This is a genomic window from Citrobacter sp. CtB7.12 (assembly GCF_001297795.1).
Classification (GTDB): Bacteria; Pseudomonadota; Gammaproteobacteria; order Enterobacterales; family Enterobacteriaceae; genus Citrobacter_A; species Citrobacter_A amalonaticus.
Genome location: NZ_LIFT01000001.1, coordinates 115781 through 131952 on the forward strand (window position 1 = coordinate 115781; position 16172 = coordinate 131952).

At 54.4% G+C, this 16172-nt stretch carries 13 protein-coding genes; all 13 read left to right on the plus strand.

What is annotated here, in order from left to right; all coding sequences use genetic code 11:
- The first annotated feature begins 924 nt into the window (after positions 1-924).
- The 13 genes from lrhA (at position 925) to nuoM (ending at position 16169) form a co-directional block, all read left to right on the plus strand.
- Positions 925-1863 (plus strand): transcriptional regulator LrhA, encoded by a 939-nt coding sequence (lrhA, locus tag AOY24_RS00610; protein WP_043000017.1) that lies wholly within the window; start codon positions 925-927, stop codon positions 1861-1863.
- 629 nt (positions 1864-2492) lie between these two features.
- Positions 2493-2936 (plus strand): NADH-quinone oxidoreductase subunit NuoA, encoded by a 444-nt coding sequence (gene nuoA / locus AOY24_RS00615; RefSeq protein WP_054175967.1) that lies wholly within the window; start codon positions 2493-2495, stop codon positions 2934-2936.
- A 15-nt stretch (positions 2937-2951) separates the two neighbouring features.
- Complete coding sequence (gene nuoB / locus AOY24_RS00620) at positions 2952-3614, plus strand: NADH-quinone oxidoreductase subunit NuoB (RefSeq protein WP_003028075.1); 663 nt, start codon at positions 2952-2954, stop codon at positions 3612-3614.
- Positions 3615-3703: 89 nt separating this feature from the next.
- The gene (nuoC, locus tag AOY24_RS00625) at positions 3704-5506 is read left to right on the plus strand and encodes an NADH-quinone oxidoreductase subunit C/D (protein ID WP_080343264.1); all 1803 of its coding nucleotides are present in this window, start codon (positions 3704-3706) and stop codon (positions 5504-5506) included.
- A gap of 2 nt (positions 5507-5508) precedes the next feature.
- A complete protein-coding gene (nuoE, locus tag AOY24_RS00630) occupies positions 5509-6009 on the plus strand; it encodes an NADH-quinone oxidoreductase subunit NuoE (RefSeq protein WP_042317807.1) in 501 nt (166 codons plus the stop codon).
- Positions 6006-7343, plus strand: a complete 1338-nt coding sequence (gene nuoF / locus AOY24_RS00635) for an NADH-quinone oxidoreductase subunit NuoF (protein ID WP_042317808.1) — start codon at positions 6006-6008, stop codon at positions 7341-7343. Before nuoE ends, nuoF begins: the two co-directional genes overlap by 4 nt.
- 83 nt (positions 7344-7426) lie before the next feature.
- Positions 7427-10153 carry an NADH-quinone oxidoreductase subunit NuoG gene (nuoG, locus tag AOY24_RS00640; protein WP_054176042.1) on the plus strand — a complete coding sequence of 909 codons (2727 nt, stop codon included), beginning with the start codon at positions 7427-7429 and terminating at the stop codon, positions 10151-10153.
- Positions 10150-11127, plus strand: coding sequence for an NADH-quinone oxidoreductase subunit NuoH (gene nuoH / locus AOY24_RS00645; protein WP_054175968.1), 978 nt, complete (start codon positions 10150-10152; stop codon positions 11125-11127). The genes nuoG and nuoH overlap by 4 nt, the downstream gene beginning before the upstream one ends.
- A 14-nt stretch (positions 11128-11141) precedes the next feature.
- Positions 11142-11684: an NADH-quinone oxidoreductase subunit NuoI gene (gene nuoI / locus AOY24_RS00650; protein ID WP_054175969.1), complete on the plus strand. Its 543-nt coding sequence runs from the start codon at positions 11142-11144 to the stop codon at positions 11682-11684.
- Positions 11685-11695: 11 nt separating this feature from the next.
- Positions 11696-12250: an NADH-quinone oxidoreductase subunit J gene (gene nuoJ / locus AOY24_RS00655; RefSeq protein WP_043000019.1), complete on the plus strand. Its 555-nt coding sequence runs from the start codon at positions 11696-11698 to the stop codon at positions 12248-12250.
- On the plus strand, positions 12247-12549 hold the full coding sequence (gene nuoK, locus AOY24_RS00660; RefSeq protein ID WP_000612644.1) for an NADH-quinone oxidoreductase subunit NuoK: 303 nt from the start codon (positions 12247-12249) through the stop codon (positions 12547-12549). Before nuoJ ends, nuoK begins: the two co-directional genes overlap by 4 nt.
- Entirely contained in the window at positions 12546-14387 is a 1842-nt protein-coding gene (gene nuoL, locus AOY24_RS00665) for an NADH-quinone oxidoreductase subunit L (RefSeq protein ID WP_054175970.1), read from the plus strand. The genes nuoK and nuoL overlap by 4 nt, the downstream gene beginning before the upstream one ends.
- Positions 14388-14639: 252 nt before the next feature.
- Positions 14640-16169, plus strand: coding sequence for an NADH-quinone oxidoreductase subunit M (gene nuoM, locus AOY24_RS00670; RefSeq protein ID WP_043000021.1), 1530 nt, complete (start codon positions 14640-14642; stop codon positions 16167-16169).
- Positions 16170-16172: the final 3 nt, after the last annotated feature.

The following is a 16172-nucleotide window of genomic DNA, read 5'->3' on the forward strand; positions in this document are numbered from 1 at the left end:
TTGACCTTTATGCTGTTATCACCACTTCCTGCCGTGGAAGTCAGTTTGGAACAATGTACTCCCCCAGCGGGGCGTTTTGAAGGCTTTGCAGAAGAAGATTTTGCTGAATGGTGACGTGCTATTGTGCTGTCATTGACTGATTTTTGCGTAATACATAGAGATAAAAATAGGTTATGCCGATTTTTATAGCATTATATTGCGATTTTTACGTTCACGGGTGGCCGATTCTCTTGCTTACAAAAAGGTTCAGCGCCCGTGAAATTTCGGGGAGAATTCTGACGTCATTTAATAATTCGTAAATACTGAAAGATTAATCACTGCCCGTGTTATCGGGATGTACGGGAACCCTGGCGGTGTAAATCTAATGTTAAGCAGGATTTATGAATGACCTGGAATCTCATTAATTATTATTTAATAATTAAAAAGGCTTTACGCAAGGCGCGAATAATAGCGAGTTGATTTGAGAAACATAACAAAACTTTGCATCAGATTATTCGCATTAATGCTTATAAATAAAAAGGTTTTAGGTTAAGATACGCATGATGAAATGACATGTGGCCGCATGATTTGTTAATATCCCGAATGGGTTTTTGTGGCTAACTTACTGCCATGTATGCTTATTTCTCGTTGATGTATGCCCGGTTCCATTCTTTACATTTACACTTTTTACATCCAGAAAATGGCAGAAATCTACATAGGCTTTAATAGGTCAGCCCGTTCTTAACGAAATAACCTGAGAGTTCGCGTAAGGTATTATTACGTAAGAAAGAGGGTAGCATTTCGCCAGTCACATGATATACCTATTTACTTTCACCTGCTGTCAGCGGGTGACTCTGCTAAGGAAGCGCATTACAAACGGAATTGCTTGATTTTGTATGCACAGCATTAACAAGCTCAGTATGAGCCGCCAGTAAGTGAAAAATTATGATAAATGCAAATCGTCCGATAATTAACCTCGACCTCGATCTGCTGAGAACATTTGTTGCTGTTGCCGATCTGAACACATTTGCAGCAGCAGCTGCAGCGGTGTGTCGTACTCAGTCTGCGGTGAGCCAACAGATGCAGCGCCTCGAACAGCTCGTGGGAAAAGAACTCTTCGCTCGTCACGGTCGTAACAAACTGTTGACTGAACACGGCATTCAGCTTTTGGGTTACGCCAGAAAAATCCTACGTTTCAATGATGAGGCCTGCTCATCATTGATGTTCAGCAATCTTCAGGGAGTATTAACTATCGGGGCTTCGGATGAATCCGCCGATACGATACTGCCTTTCCTCCTGAATCGCATTAGCTCGGTTTATCCGAAGCTTGCGCTGGATGTCAGAGTGAAGCGAAATGCCTTCATGCTCGATATGCTGAAATCGCAAGAGGTGGATCTGATCGTCACCACTAACCGTCCCGGACCGTTTGAGAGCCTGACGCTGCGTACCTCGCCGACACACTGGTACTGTGCCGCAGAGTATGTGCTGCAAAAGGGCGAACCGGTTCCGCTGGTGTTGTTGGATGATCCCAGTCCGTTCCGTGATGTGGTTCTTGCCACCCTGAATGCGGCGAACATCCCCTGGCGACTGGCCTATGTGGCGTCGACATTGCCGGCCGTGCGCGCGGCGGTGAAAGCTGGTCTTGGCGTGACGGCGCGTCCGGTAGAAATGATGAGCCCGGATCTACGCGTGCTGGGGGCAGTTGACGGATTACCGCCGTTGCCGGACACCGAATACCTGCTGTGCCGTGACCCGGCCTCGAAGAACGATCTGGCGCAGGTTATCTATCAGGCGATGGATACCTGGCAGAATCCGTGGCAGTACAGCCCAATTACCCCAGAAGGGGGAGATGATTCCGTGCTGGTCCAGGGAGACTATGAGTAACGGGTCACAAAAAAAGCATTAAAAAGGGCAAGTGTAAAAAAGAGCCACTGGAGATTAAAAAACATCCAGTGGTTCTTTTTTTGTACTAATATCCTTAACGGGCAGGAGGAAAAAGGTAAAAATCCTCATAAATCAGCGAGTAGACGTTGCGATTAAAAAATGCGTAAAAAAGAAGCGAAATTCGCAGGTCAACCCTCTCATGTTAAAAAACGAGAGAAATTGTTGCTGTTTTTTGAGGTGGATTAACAAAAGCGTGTCACAGATCAAGAAAATACTCCCTTTTAGGGGAAGGCTTTTGGATCAATTCCTGTCAAAATAGGCGCGTTTTTTTCTACTTACTTCACAACGGACACGATTCAACAACATCCCCATTTAGCCTGTGAATCGATCGACACGGTGCTAAAGCGCATTAAATGTTAAGGGTGTTGTTATCATGTAAATTAATGTGAGGAAACTTTTGTTAAAGTTGACAAAAGGTTATAGAAAGGAGTAAAAAACCCCATCAATTGGCTGTCTAAAACATTTTCTGCAGCGATTGTAAGGTTTTTTTTATTCCTCCCCATGAATCGATGTGGCGTTCATCTGCCGAAAAGAGCAGAGAATTTGGCGCTACTTTTGATGAGTAAGCAATGAGTATGTCAATATCCACTGAAGTCATCGCTCATCACTGGGCATTCGCTATCTTTCTTATTGTTGCCATTGGCCTGTGCTGCCTGATGCTTATCGGCGGTTGGTTTTTAGGCGGTCGCGCACGCGCGAGGTCAAAAAACACCCCGTTTGAATCAGGTATCGACTCGGTCGGCACCGCCCGCTTACGCCTGTCTGCCAAGTTTTATCTGGTAGCCATGTTCTTCGTTATCTTCGACGTTGAAGCGCTGTATCTGTTCGCATGGTCGACCTCTATCCGCGAAAGCGGTTGGGTAGGCTTTGTGGAAGCTGCAATTTTTATTTTTGTGTTACTGGCAGGTCTGGTTTATCTGGTGCGTATTGGCGCGCTGGACTGGACGCCCGCGCGTTCACGCCGCGAGCGTATGAACCCGGAAACGAACAGTATCGCTAATCGTCAACGCTAACCGCGAGGCATTAAGATGGATTATACGCTCACCCGCATAGATCCTAACGGTGAGAACGACCGTTACCCCCTGCAAAAACAGGAGATCGTAACCGACCCCCTGGAACAGGAAGTTAACAAGAACGTGTTCATGGGCAAACTGCATGACATGGTTAACTGGGGTCGCAAAAACTCAATCTGGCCTTATAACTTCGGCCTTTCCTGCTGCTACGTAGAGATGGTGACCTCGTTCACCGCCGTACATGACGTGGCGCGCTTTGGCGCGGAAGTCCTGCGTGCTTCACCACGTCAGGCTGACTTGATGGTGGTAGCGGGGACCTGCTTTACCAAAATGGCGCCGGTCATTCAGCGTCTTTACGATCAGATGCTGGAGCCGAAATGGGTCATTTCCATGGGCGCATGTGCCAACTCCGGCGGTATGTACGATATTTATTCGGTAGTGCAGGGCGTTGATAAGTTTATCCCTGTGGATGTTTACATCCCGGGTTGCCCGCCGCGTCCGGAAGCGTACATGCAGGCGTTAATGCTGTTGCAGGATTCCATTGGCAAAGAACGTCGTCCGCTCTCTTGGGTGGTTGGCGATCAGGGCGTTTATCGCGCCAACATGCAGTCAGAGCGCGAGCGTAAACGCGGCGAACGCATTGCAGTAACGAATCTGCGTACACCAGACGAGATTTAATTTGCGCCTGTCGGCAGCAGCATTTTACTTCGCCTATCACTACATAAATCGCGCGAAGCTCTGTCGACAGTCACCACGGACCATTTGCAATGGTGAACAATATGACCGACTTAACCGCGCAAGAAGCCGCATGGCAGACCAGGGATCACCTTGATGACCCGGTCATCGGCGAACTGCGCAACCGTTTTGGGCCGGATGCCTTTACCGTTCAGGCGACTCGCACCGGGGTACCCGTTGTTTGGGTCAAGCGTGAACAATTACTGGAAGTGGGCGATTTCTTAAAGAGGTTGCCGAAACCTTACGTCATGCTGTTTGACTTACACGGCATGGACGAACGTCTGCGCACACACCGCGAAGGGTTACCCGCCGCGGATTTTTCCGTTTTCTACCACCTGATTTCCATTGAACGCAATCGCGATATCATGCTCAAGGTGGCCTTGTCTGAAAACGACCTGCGTGTACCGACCTTCACCAAACTGTTCCCGAACGCTAACTGGTATGAGCGTGAAACCTGGGACATGTTTGGTATTGAATTTGACGGACACCCGCACCTGACGCGTCTGTTGATGCCGCCAACCTGGAAAGGCCATCCGCTGCGTAAAGACTACCCGGCGCGTGCTACCGAATTCGATCCGTTTGAGCTGACCAAAGCGAAGCAGGATCTGGAAATGGAAGCGCTGACCTTCAAACCGGAAGACTGGGGCATGCAGCGTGGTACCGAAAACGAGGACTTTATGTTCCTCAACCTCGGCCCGAACCACCCGTCTTCACACGGTGCATTCCGTATTGTTCTTCAGCTTGATGGCGAAGAGATTGTCGACTGTGTGCCTGACATCGGTTACCACCACCGTGGTGCTGAAAAGATGGGCGAACGTCAGTCCTGGCATAGCTACATTCCGTATACCGACCGTATCGAATACCTCGGCGGCTGCGTCAACGAGATGCCGTACGTGCTGGCAGTGGAAAAACTGGCGGGCATTACCGTACCGGATCGCGTTAACGTTATCCGCGTGATGCTCTCCGAGCTGTTCCGCATTAACAGCCATCTGCTGTATATCTCGACGTTTATCCAGGACGTCGGCGCCATGACGCCGGTCTTCTTTGCCTTTACCGACCGTCAGAAAATCTACGACATCGTAGAAGCGGTCACCGGCTACCGTATGCACCCGGCCTGGTTCCGTATTGGCGGCGTGGCGCATGACCTGCCGCGCGGCTGGGACAAACTGCTGCGTGAATTCCTCGACTGGATGCCGAAGCGTCTGGCTTCTTACGAGAAAGCCGCACTGCAAAACACCATTCTGAAAGGGCGTTCGCAGGGCGTTGCCGCTTACGGTAAGAAAGAAGCGCTGGACTGGGGCTGCACCGGTGCGGCGCTGCGTGCGACCGGTATTGATTTCGACGTGCGTAAAGCACGCCCTTACTCTGGCTACGAAAACTTTGACTTTGAAGTGCCGGTTGGCGGCGGGGTTTCCGACTGCTACACCCGCGTGATGCTGAAAGTGGAAGAGCTGCGCCAGAGTCTGCGCATCCTTGAGCAGTGCCTCAACAACATGCCGGAAGGCCCGTTCAAAGCGGATCACCCGTTGACGACGCCGCCGCCGAAAGAGCGCACGCTGCAACATATCGAAACCCTGATCACCCACTTCCTGCAAGTGTCGTGGGGCCCGGTTATGCCGGCGAATGAGTCCTTCCAGATGGTGGAAGCGACCAAGGGTATCAACAGTTACTACCTGACCAGCGATGGCAGCACCATGAGTTATCGTACCCGTATTCGTACCCCGAGCTACGCGCATTTGCAGCAGATCCCGGTGGCAGTACGTGGCAGCCTGGTGTCCGACCTGATCGTCCATCTGGGTAGTATCGATTTTGTTATGTCAGATGTGGACCGCTAATTATGCACGAGAATCAACAACCACAAACCGAGGCTTTTGAGCTGAGTGCGGCAGAGCGTGAAGCCATTGAGCACGAGAAGCACCACTACGAAGACCCGCGTGCGGCGTCCATTGAAGCGCTGAAAATCGTTCAGAAGCAGCGTGGCTGGGTGCCGGACGGTGCGATCCACGCGATCGCTGATGTGCTGGGGATCCCGGCAAGCGATGTCGAAGGTGTTGCGACGTTTTACAGTCAGATCTTCCGCCAGCCGGTGGGTCGCCACGTGATCCGCTATTGCGACAGCGTGGTGTGCCATATCAACGGTTACCAGGGGATTCAGGCTGCGCTGGAGAAAAAGCTCAACATCAAGCCGGGGCAGACGACCTTCGACGGTCGCTTTACGCTGCTGCCGACCTGTTGCCTTGGGAACTGCGACAAAGGGCCGAACATGATGATCGATGAGGATACTCACGCTCACCTGACCCCGGAAGGCATTCCTGAACTGCTGGAGCGGTATAAATGAAAGACATTATCCGTACTCCCGAAACGCATCCGCTGACCTGGCGTCTGCGTGATGATAAACAGCCCGTGTGGCTGGACGAATACCGTAGCAAGAACGGCTACGAAGGTGCGCGTAAGGCGCTGACTGGTCTGTCCCCGGACGAAATCGTCAACCAGGTCAAAGACGCTGGCCTGAAAGGGCGCGGCGGCGCAGGCTTTTCCACCGGTCTGAAGTGGAGCCTGATGCCAAAAGACGAATCCATGAACATCCGCTACCTGCTGTGTAACGCGGATGAAATGGAGCCGGGCACCTATAAAGACCGTTTGCTGATGGAACAGCTGCCGCATCTGCTGGTGGAAGGCATGCTGATCTCCGCGTTTGCGCTGAAAGCGTACCGGGGCTACATCTTCCTGCGCGGTGAATACATTGAAGCCGCCGTGCATCTGCGCCGTGCGATTGCGGAAGCGACCGAAGCCGGTCTGCTCGGCAAAAATATCATGGGCACCGGTTTTGATTTCGAACTGTTTGTTCACACCGGGGCAGGGCGCTACATCTGCGGTGAAGAAACGGCGCTGATCAACTCCCTTGAAGGCCGTCGCGCTAACCCGCGTTCGAAGCCGCCGTTCCCGGCGACCTCCGGCGCATGGGGTAAACCGACCTGCGTCAACAACGTGGAAACGCTGTGTAACGTTCCGGCGATCCTCGCCAACGGCGTGGAGTGGTACCAGAACATTTCGAAGAGCAAAGATGCTGGCACCAAGCTGATGGGCTTCTCGGGTCGCGTGAAGAATCCGGGACTGTGGGAACTGCCGTTCGGTACCACCGCACGTGAGATCCTCGAAGATTACGCGGGCGGCATGCGCGATGGACTGAAGTTCAAAGCCTGGCAGCCTGGCGGCGCGGGAACTGATTTCCTGACCGAAGCGCACCTCGATCTGCCAATGGAATTTGAGAGCATTGGTAAAGCCGGAAGCCGTCTGGGTACCGCGCTGGCAATGGCGGTTGACCACGAGATAGGCATGGTGCCTCTGGTACGTAACCTGGAAGAGTTCTTTGCTCGTGAATCCTGCGGATGGTGTACGCCATGTCGTGACGGCCTGCCGTGGAGCGTCAAAATTCTGCGTGCGCTGGAGCGTGGCGAAGGCCAGCCTGGGGATATCGAGACACTTGAGCAACTGTGTCGTTTCCTCGGCCCGGGTAAAACCTTCTGTGCGCACGCACCGGGCGCGGTTGAGCCGCTACAGAGCGCCATTAAATATTTCCGCGAAGAATTCGAAGCTGGCATTAAGCAGTCGTTCAGCAATACCCACGCGATTGGTGGTATTCAGCCGAACCTGCTGAAAGAGCGCTGGTGATTACAGGCCTCTGAGCCTGTATCGCGATATGAATTTCGATTAACGCTTAGTCTCTGACTAAGCCAACTGGAAGCATGCTGACTATGGCTACGATTCATGTAGACGGCAAAGAATATGAGGTCAACGGAGCGGACAACCTGCTGGAAGCTTGTCTGTCTCTCGGCCTTGATATTCCGTACTTTTGCTGGCATCCGGCGCTGGGAAGCGTTGGTGCTTGCCGCCAGTGTGCGGTGAAGCAATACCAAAACGCGGAAGACACGCGTGGTCGCCTGGTGATGTCTTGTATGACACCGGCAACCGAAGGCACGTTTATTTCGATTGACGACGAAGAAGCGAAACAGTTCCGCGAAAGCGTGGTGGAGTGGTTGATGACCAACCACCCGCACGACTGTCCGGTCTGTGAAGAGGGCGGTAACTGCCACCTCCAGGATATGACCGTGATGACCGGCCACAGTTTCCGTCGCTATCGTTTCACCAAACGTACTCACCGCAACCAGGACCTGGGGCCGTTCATTTCTCATGAAATGAACCGCTGCATCGCCTGTTATCGCTGTGTGCGTTACTACAAAGATTATGCAGACGGTCAGGATCTGGGCGTGTATGGCGCGCACGATAACGTCTACTTCGGACGTCCGGAAGACGGTACCCTGGAGAGTGAATTCTCCGGTAACCTGGTGGAAATCTGCCCGACCGGCGTATTCACCGATAAAACGCATTCCGAACGCTATAACCGTAAATGGGACATGCAGTTTGCGCCGAGCATCTGCCAACAATGTTCCATCGGCTGTAACATCAGCCCAGGTGAGCGTTACGGCGAACTGCGTCGTATCGAAAACCGTTATAACGGGACCGTTAACCACTACTTCCTCTGCGACCGCGGTCGTTTTGGCTATGGTTACGTGAACCTGAAAGACCGTCCGCGTCAGCCAGTACAGCGTCGTGGCGATGACCTGATCACCCTCAACGCCGAACAGGCAATGCAGGGCGCGGCAGATATTCTGCGTCAGTCGAAGAAAGTGATTGGCATCGGCTCACCGCGCGCCAGCGTTGAGAGCAACTTCGCGTTGCGTGAACTGGTCGGGGCGGAAAACTTCTATACCGGGATTGCACAATCCGAGCAGGAACGTCTGCAACTGGCACTGAAGGTGCTGCGTGAAGGCGGTGTGCATACCCCTGCGCTGCGTGATATTGAATCTTACGATGCGGTACTGGTGCTGGGCGAAGACATCACTCAGACCGGCGCTCGCGTTGCACTGGCCGTGCGTCAGGCGGTGAAAGGCAAGGCACGCGAAATGGCGGCAGCCCAGAAAGTGGCTGACTGGCAGATTGCGGCGATCCTCAACATCGGCCAACGCGCGAAGCACCCGCTGTTCGTGACCAATGTGGATAACACCCGTCTGGATGATATCGCGGCCTGGACCTACCGTGCGCCGGTTGAAGATCAGGCGCGTTTAGGCTTCGCGATTGCCCATGCGCTGGACAACAATGCGCCAGCCGTTGACGGCATCAGCAGTGACCTGCAAAACAAAATCGACGTGATCGTCCAGGCGCTGGCGGGGGCGAAAAAACCGCTGATCATTTCCGGTACCAACGCCGGTAGCGCAGAAGTGATTCAGGCGGCTGCCAACGTGGCGAAAGCGCTGAAAGGTCGCGGTGCGGACGTCGGCATCACGATGATTACCCGTTCGGTTAACAGTATGGGTCTGGGCATTATGGGCGGTGGTTCGCTCGACGATGCGCTGACCGAACTGGAAACCGGCCGTGCTGACGCGGTGGTCGTGCTGGAAAACGATCTGCATCGTCATGCGTCGGCAACGCGCGTGAATGCTGCGCTGGCAAAAGCGCCGCTGGTGATGGTGGTTGACCATCAGCGTACGGCGATCATGGAAAACGCCCATCTGGTGCTTTCCGCCGCCAGCTTTGCCGAAAGCGACGGCACGGTCATCAACAACGAAGGCCGTGCCCAGCGTTTCTTCCAGGTTTACGATCCGGCGTACTACGACAGCAATACCATCATGCTGGAAAGCTGGCGCTGGTTGCATTCACTGCACAGCACCGTACAGAACCGCGAAGTGGACTGGACGCAGCTTGACCACGTGATCGACGCGGTTGTCGCCGCGATGCCTGAACTGGCCGGTATTAAAGATGCTGCGCCGGATGCCACCTTCCGCATTCGTGGACAGAAACTGGCGCGTGAGCCGCACCGTTACAGTGGTCGTACGGCGATGCGCGCGAACATCAGCGTTCATGAACCGCGTCAGCCGCAGGACAAAGACACGATGTTTGCCTTCTCAATGGAAGGGAACAACCAGCCGTCTGCGCCGCGTTCACAGATTCCATTTGCCTGGGCGCCGGGCTGGAACTCTCCACAGGCGTGGAACAAGTTCCAGGATGAAGTGGGCGGGAAACTGCGCCATGGCGATCCGGGTGTGCGTCTGATTGAAGCCTCAGAGGGCAGTCTGGATTACTTCGCGACGGTTCCTGCAAGCTTCCAGGCCCAGGACGGTCAGTGGCGTATCGCGCCGTACTACCATTTGTTTGGTAGCGATGAACTGTCTCAGCGTGCGCCGGTCTTCCAGAGCCGCATGCCGCAACCGTACATCAAACTCAACCCGGCCGATGCCGCGAAGTTGGGCGTGAATGCCGGTACCCGCGTCTCCTTTAGCTACGATGGCAATACGGTCACGCTGCCGGTTGAAATCGCCGAAGGGCTGACGGCAGGGCAGGTTGGCTTGCCGATGGGCATGCCGGGCATTGCCCCTGTTCTGGCGGGTGCGCGTCTTGAGGATCTGCAGGAGGCACAACAATGAGTTGGATTACACCGGATCTGATCGAAATCCTGCTGACCATCCTCAAAGCGGTGGTGATTCTGCTGGTGGTGGTCACCTGCGGGGCATTCATGAGCTTTGGCGAACGTCGTCTGCTGGGTCTGTTCCAGAACCGTTACGGACCGAACCGTGTAGGCTGGGGCGGTTCGCTCCAGCTGGTTGCGGACATGATCAAGATGTTCTTTAAAGAAGACTGGATCCCGAAATTCTCGGATCGCGTCATCTTTACCCTTGCGCCAATGATCGCCTTTACCTCGCTGCTGCTGGCGTTTGCCATCGTGCCGGTGAGTCCGGGTTGGGTGGTCGCGGATCTGAACATCGGGATCTTGTTCTTCCTGATGATGGCGGGTTTGGCGGTGTATGCGGTGCTGTTCGCCGGTTGGTCGAGCAACAACAAATACTCGCTGTTGGGTGCGATGCGTGCGTCTGCGCAGACGCTCAGCTACGAAGTGTTCCTCGGCCTTTCCCTGATGGGCGTGGTGGCGCAGGCCGGTTCCTTTAACATGACCGACATCGTCAACAGCCAGGCTGATATCTGGAACGTTATTCCGCAGTTCTTTGGTTTTGTCACCTTCGCTATCGCGGGCGTGGCGGTGTGTCACCGTCATCCGTTTGACCAGCCGGAAGCCGAGCAGGAACTGGCCGATGGTTACCACATTGAATACTCCGGGATGAAATTCGGTCTGTTCTTTGTGGGCGAGTACATCGGTATCGTCACCATTTCTGCGCTGATGGTTACCCTGTTCTTCGGTGGCTGGCAGGGCCCGTTCTTACCGCCATTCTTCTGGTTCGCGATTAAAACCGCGTTCTTCATGATGATGTTCATTTTGATTCGTGCGTCGTTACCGCGTCCTCGTTATGACCAGGTAATGTCCTTCGGCTGGAAAATCTGCCTGCCGCTGACGCTCATCAACTTGCTGGTAACGGCGGCTGTCATTCTCTGGCAGGCGCAATAAGGGGCACAAAGACCATGACCTTAAAAGAATTGTTAGTAGGCTTCGGCACCCAGGTACGCAGTATCTGGATGATCGGCCTGCATGCGTTCGCCAAACGCGAAACGCAGATGTACCCGGAAGAGCCGGTCTATCTCCCGCCCCGTTTTCGTGGTCGCATTGTGCTGACGCGCGACCCGGACGATGAGGAGCGCTGCGTTGCCTGTAACCTGTGTGCGGTAGCGTGTCCGGTAGGCTGTATCTCTCTGCAAAAAGCAGAGACCAAAGATGGTCGCTGGTATCCGGAGTTTTTCCGCATTAACTTCTCACGCTGCATTTTCTGCGGTCTGTGCGAAGAAGCCTGTCCAACAACCGCGATTCAGCTTACGCCAGATTTCGAACTGGGTGAGTACAAGCGCCAGGATCTGGTTTACGAGAAAGAGGATCTGCTGATCTCCGGTCCGGGCAAATACCCGGAATATAACTTCTACCGGATGGCAGGTATGGCAATCGACGGCAAAGATAAGGGCGAAGCAGAGAACGAAGCCAAGCCTATCGACGTCAAGAGCCTGTTACCGTAAGGAGAGGGGCAATGGAGTTCGCTTTTTATATCTGTGGCCTGGTCGCCATTCTCGCAACCTTGCGGGTGATCACCCATACCAATCCGGTGCACGCACTGCTGTACCTGATTATTTCGCTGCTGGCGATTTCCGGGGTGTTCTTCTCGCTGGGCGCTTACTTCGCGGGTGCGCTGGAAATTATCGTTTACGCGGGCGCCATTATGGTGCTGTTCGTGTTTGTGGTGATGATGCTCAACCTGGGCGGTTCTGAAATCGAACAGGAACGTCAGTGGCTGAAGCCGCAGGTGTGGATTGGCCCGGCAATTCTGTCGGCCATCATGCTGGTGGTGATTGTTTACGCCATTCTGGGGGTTAACGATCAGGGTATCGACGGTACGCCAATCAGCGCGAAAGCGGTAGGTATTACCCTGTTCGGGCCTTACGTACTGGCGGTTGAACTGGCATCCATGCTGCTGCTGGCAGGTCTGGTTGTTGCCTTCCACGTTGGACGCGAAGAGCGTTCAGGTGAAGTGCTGAGCAACCGTAAAGACGACAGCGCGAAAAGAAAAACGGAGGAGCACGCATGATCCCCTTACAACATGGACTGATCCTCGCTGCGATTTTATTCGTTCTGGGTTTAACCGGTCTGGTTATCCGCCGCAATCTGCTGTTTATGCTGATTGGCCTGGAAATCATGATCAACGCTTCCGCGCTGGCCTTTGTGGTTGCCGGTAGCTACTGGGGCCAGACCGATGGTCAGGTGATGTATATTCTCGCCATCAGCCTTGCGGCTGCCGAAGCGAGTATAGGGCTTGCGCTGTTGCTGCAACTTCATCGCCGTCGCCAGAACCTGAACATCGATTCAGTAAGTGAGATGCGTGGATGAACATGCTTGCCTTAACCATCATTCTGCCATTGATTGGCTTTGTCCTGCTGGCGTTCTCTCGCGGACGCTGGTCAGAAAATCTCTCCGCAACCGTGGGCGTAGGCTCCATTGGTCTGGCGGCGCTGGTCACTGCCTTTGTCGGCGTGGACTTCTTCGCCAACGGCAAGCAGGCGTTCAGCCAGCCGCTGTGGACGTGGATGTCTGTCGGTAACTTCAACATTGGTTTCAACCTGGTACTGGACGGCCTGTCGCTGACCATGCTGTCGGTTGTCACTGGTGTCGGTTTCCTGATCCACATGTTCGCCTCCTGGTACATGCGCGGTGAAGAGGGCTACTCCCGCTTCTTCGCTTACACGAACCTGTTTATCGCCAGCATGGTTGTTCTGGTGCTGTCCGATAACCTGCTGTTGATGTACCTCGGCTGGGAAGGCGTGGGCCTGTGCTCTTACCTGCTGATCGGTTTCTATTACACCGATCCAAAGAATGGCGCTGCGGCGATGAAAGCGTTCGTCGTGACCCGTGTGGGTGACGTGTTCCTCGCGTTCGCACTGTTCATTCTGTACAACGAGCTGGGTACCCTGAACTTCCGTGAAATGGTTGAACTGGCGCCAGCACACTTCGCCGCAGGCAACAATATGCTGACGTGGGCGACGCTAATGCTGCTGGGTGGTGCTGTGGGTAAATCGGCACAGCTGCCGTTGCAGACATGGCTGGCTGACGCGATGGCGGGCCCGACGCCTGTCTCCGCGCTGATCCACGCCGCAACGATGGTGACCGCTGGTGTTTACCTGATTGCCCGTACGCATGGCCTGTTCCTGATGACCCCGGAAATTCTGCATCTGGTCGGTATCGTGGGTGCGGTGACGCTGGTGATGGCAGGTTTTGCCGCACTGGTGCAAACCGACATCAAGCGCGTACTCGCCTATTCCACCATGAGCCAGATCGGTTACATGTTCCTGGCGCTGGGCGTTCAGGCATGGGATGCGGCGATTTTCCACCTGATGACGCACGCCTTCTTTAAAGCGCTGCTGTTCCTGGCGTCCGGTTCCGTCATTCTGGCCTGCCATCACGAACAGAACATCTTCAAGATGGGTGGCCTGCGTAAGTCCATTCCGCTGGTTTATCTCTGCTTCCTGGTGGGCGGTGCGGCGCTGTCGGCGCTGCCGCTGATTACCGCAGGCTTCTTCAGTAAGGATGAGATTCTGGCAGGCGCGATGGCGAATGGTCATATCAATCTGATGGTGGCAGGACTGGTCGGTGCGTTCATGACCTCCCTGTATACCTTCCGTATGATTTTCATCGTGTTCCACGGTAAAGAACAAATTCATGCTCATGCAGGGAAGGGGATTACTCACCACCTGCCGTTGATTGTCCTGATGATCCTGTCCACCTTCGTAGGCGCGCTGATTGTGCCGCCGCTGCAGGGTGTACTGCCACAGACAACTGAACTTGAGCATGGCCGCGTGATGACCCTGGAAATGACTTCTGGCGTGGTAGCGATTGCGGGCATCCTGATTGCCGCATGGTTGTGGTTGGGTAAACGTACTCTGGTGACCTCGATTGCCAACAGTGCGCCGGGTCGTCTGCTGGGCACCTGGTGGTATAACGCCTGGGGCTTCGACTGGCTGTACGACAAAGTGTTCGTTAAGCCGTTCCTTGGCGTCGCCTGGCTGCTTAAACGCGATCCGCTCAATGCCCTGATGAACGTGCCAGCCATCCTTTCCCGCTTTGCAGGTAAAGGCCTGCTGTTCAGCGAGAACGGTTATCTGCGCTGGTATGTCGCATCAATGAGCATTGGCGCCGTGGTGGTGCTGGCACTGCTGATGGTACTGCGTTGAGTTTGCGGGCTGGATGAACGACTGCCGGATGGCGCTACGCTTATCCGGCCTACACGCTCAAAGAGAATTTTTAGAAAATTCGTTGAAAATCAGGTCCAACTGGACAGGCGTTATCGGCGAAGTCAGAGTGAGCACCGCCTGTGCACCGCAACCGGAGCGTACTGAGGTATGTGAGGATTGCGAGCACTGTCGGGGTTCGCTATGACGAGTGAGATAGCCTGAACCGGACTTAAACAAGGAACAAAGATCACCATGTTATTACCTTGGTTGATATTAATCCCCTTTATCGGTGGCTTCCTGTGCTGGCAGACCGAACGCTTTGGCGTGAAGGTGCCGCGCTGGATCGCGCTGATCACCATGGGACTGACGCTCGCGCTTGGCCTGCAACTGTGGCTACAGGGCGGTTATTCGCTGACGCAGTCTGCTGGCATTCCGCAGTGGCAGTCTGAATTTGTCCTGCCGTGGATCCCGCGCTTTGGCATCTCGATTCACCTGGCAATCGACGGTTTGTCGCTGCTGATGGTGGTGCTGACCGGTCTGCTTGGCGTTCTGGCGGTGTTGTGTTCCTGGCGAGAAATCGAAAAATACCAGGGCTTCTTCCACCTGAACCTGATGTGGATCCTGGGCGGCGTGATCGGTGTGTTCCTTGCCATCGACATGTTCCTGTTCTTCTTCTTCTGGGAAATGATGCTGGTGCCGATGTACTTCCTGATCGCGCTGTGGGGCCACAAGGCGTCCGACGGTAAAACGCGTATCACGGCGGCAACCAAGTTCTTCATTTACACCCAGGCGAGCGGTCTGGTGATGCTGATTGCCATCCTGGCGCTGGTGTTCGTTCACCATAATGCGACCGGCGTGTGGACCTTTAACTATGAAGACCTGCTGAAAACGCCGATGTCGCACGGCGTCGAATATCTGCTGATGCTGGGCTTCTTCATCGCGTTTGCGGTGAAAATGCCGGTGGTTCCACTGCACGGCTGGCTGCCAGATGCGCACTCCCAGGCACCGACCGCGGGTTCTGTTGACCTCGCCGGTATTTTGCTGAAAACCGCCGCTTACGGTCTGCTGCGTTTCTCTCTGCCGCTGTTCCCGAACGCGTCAGCGGAGTTCGCGCCTATCGCGATGTGGCTGGGCGTTATCGGTATCTTCTACGGTGCATGGATGGCGTTCACGCAGTACGACATTAAACGTCTGATCGCCTACACCTCGGTTTCACACATGGGTTTCGTACTCATTGCCATCTACACCGGCAGCCAGCTGGCGTACCAGGGGGCGGTGATTCAGATGATTGCGCACGGCCTGTCCGCTGCGGGTCTGTTCATTCTGTGTGGTCAACTGTACGAACGTTTGCACACCCGCGACATGCGTATGATGGGCGGCCTGTGGGGCAAAATGAAATGGTTACCGGCGCTGTCGATGTTCTTCGCCGTGGCGACGCTGGGTATGCCTGGCACCGGTAACTTCGTTGGCGAATTCATGATCCTGTTTGGCAGCTACCAGGTGGTTCCGGTCATCACCGTGATTTCGACCTTTGGTCTGGTGTTTGCCTCTGTTTACTCGCTGGCGATGCTACATCGCGCTTACTTCGGTAAAGCGAAGAGCCAGATTGCGCAACAAGAGCTGCCAGGGATGTCGCTGCGTGAGCTGTTTATCATCCTGTTGCTGGTCGTGCTTCTGGTACTGCTTGGCTTCTATCCGCAGCCGATTCTGGATACCTCGCATTCTGCGATGAGCAACATCCAGCAGTGGTTTGTTAATTCCGTTACTACTACAAGGCCGTAAATC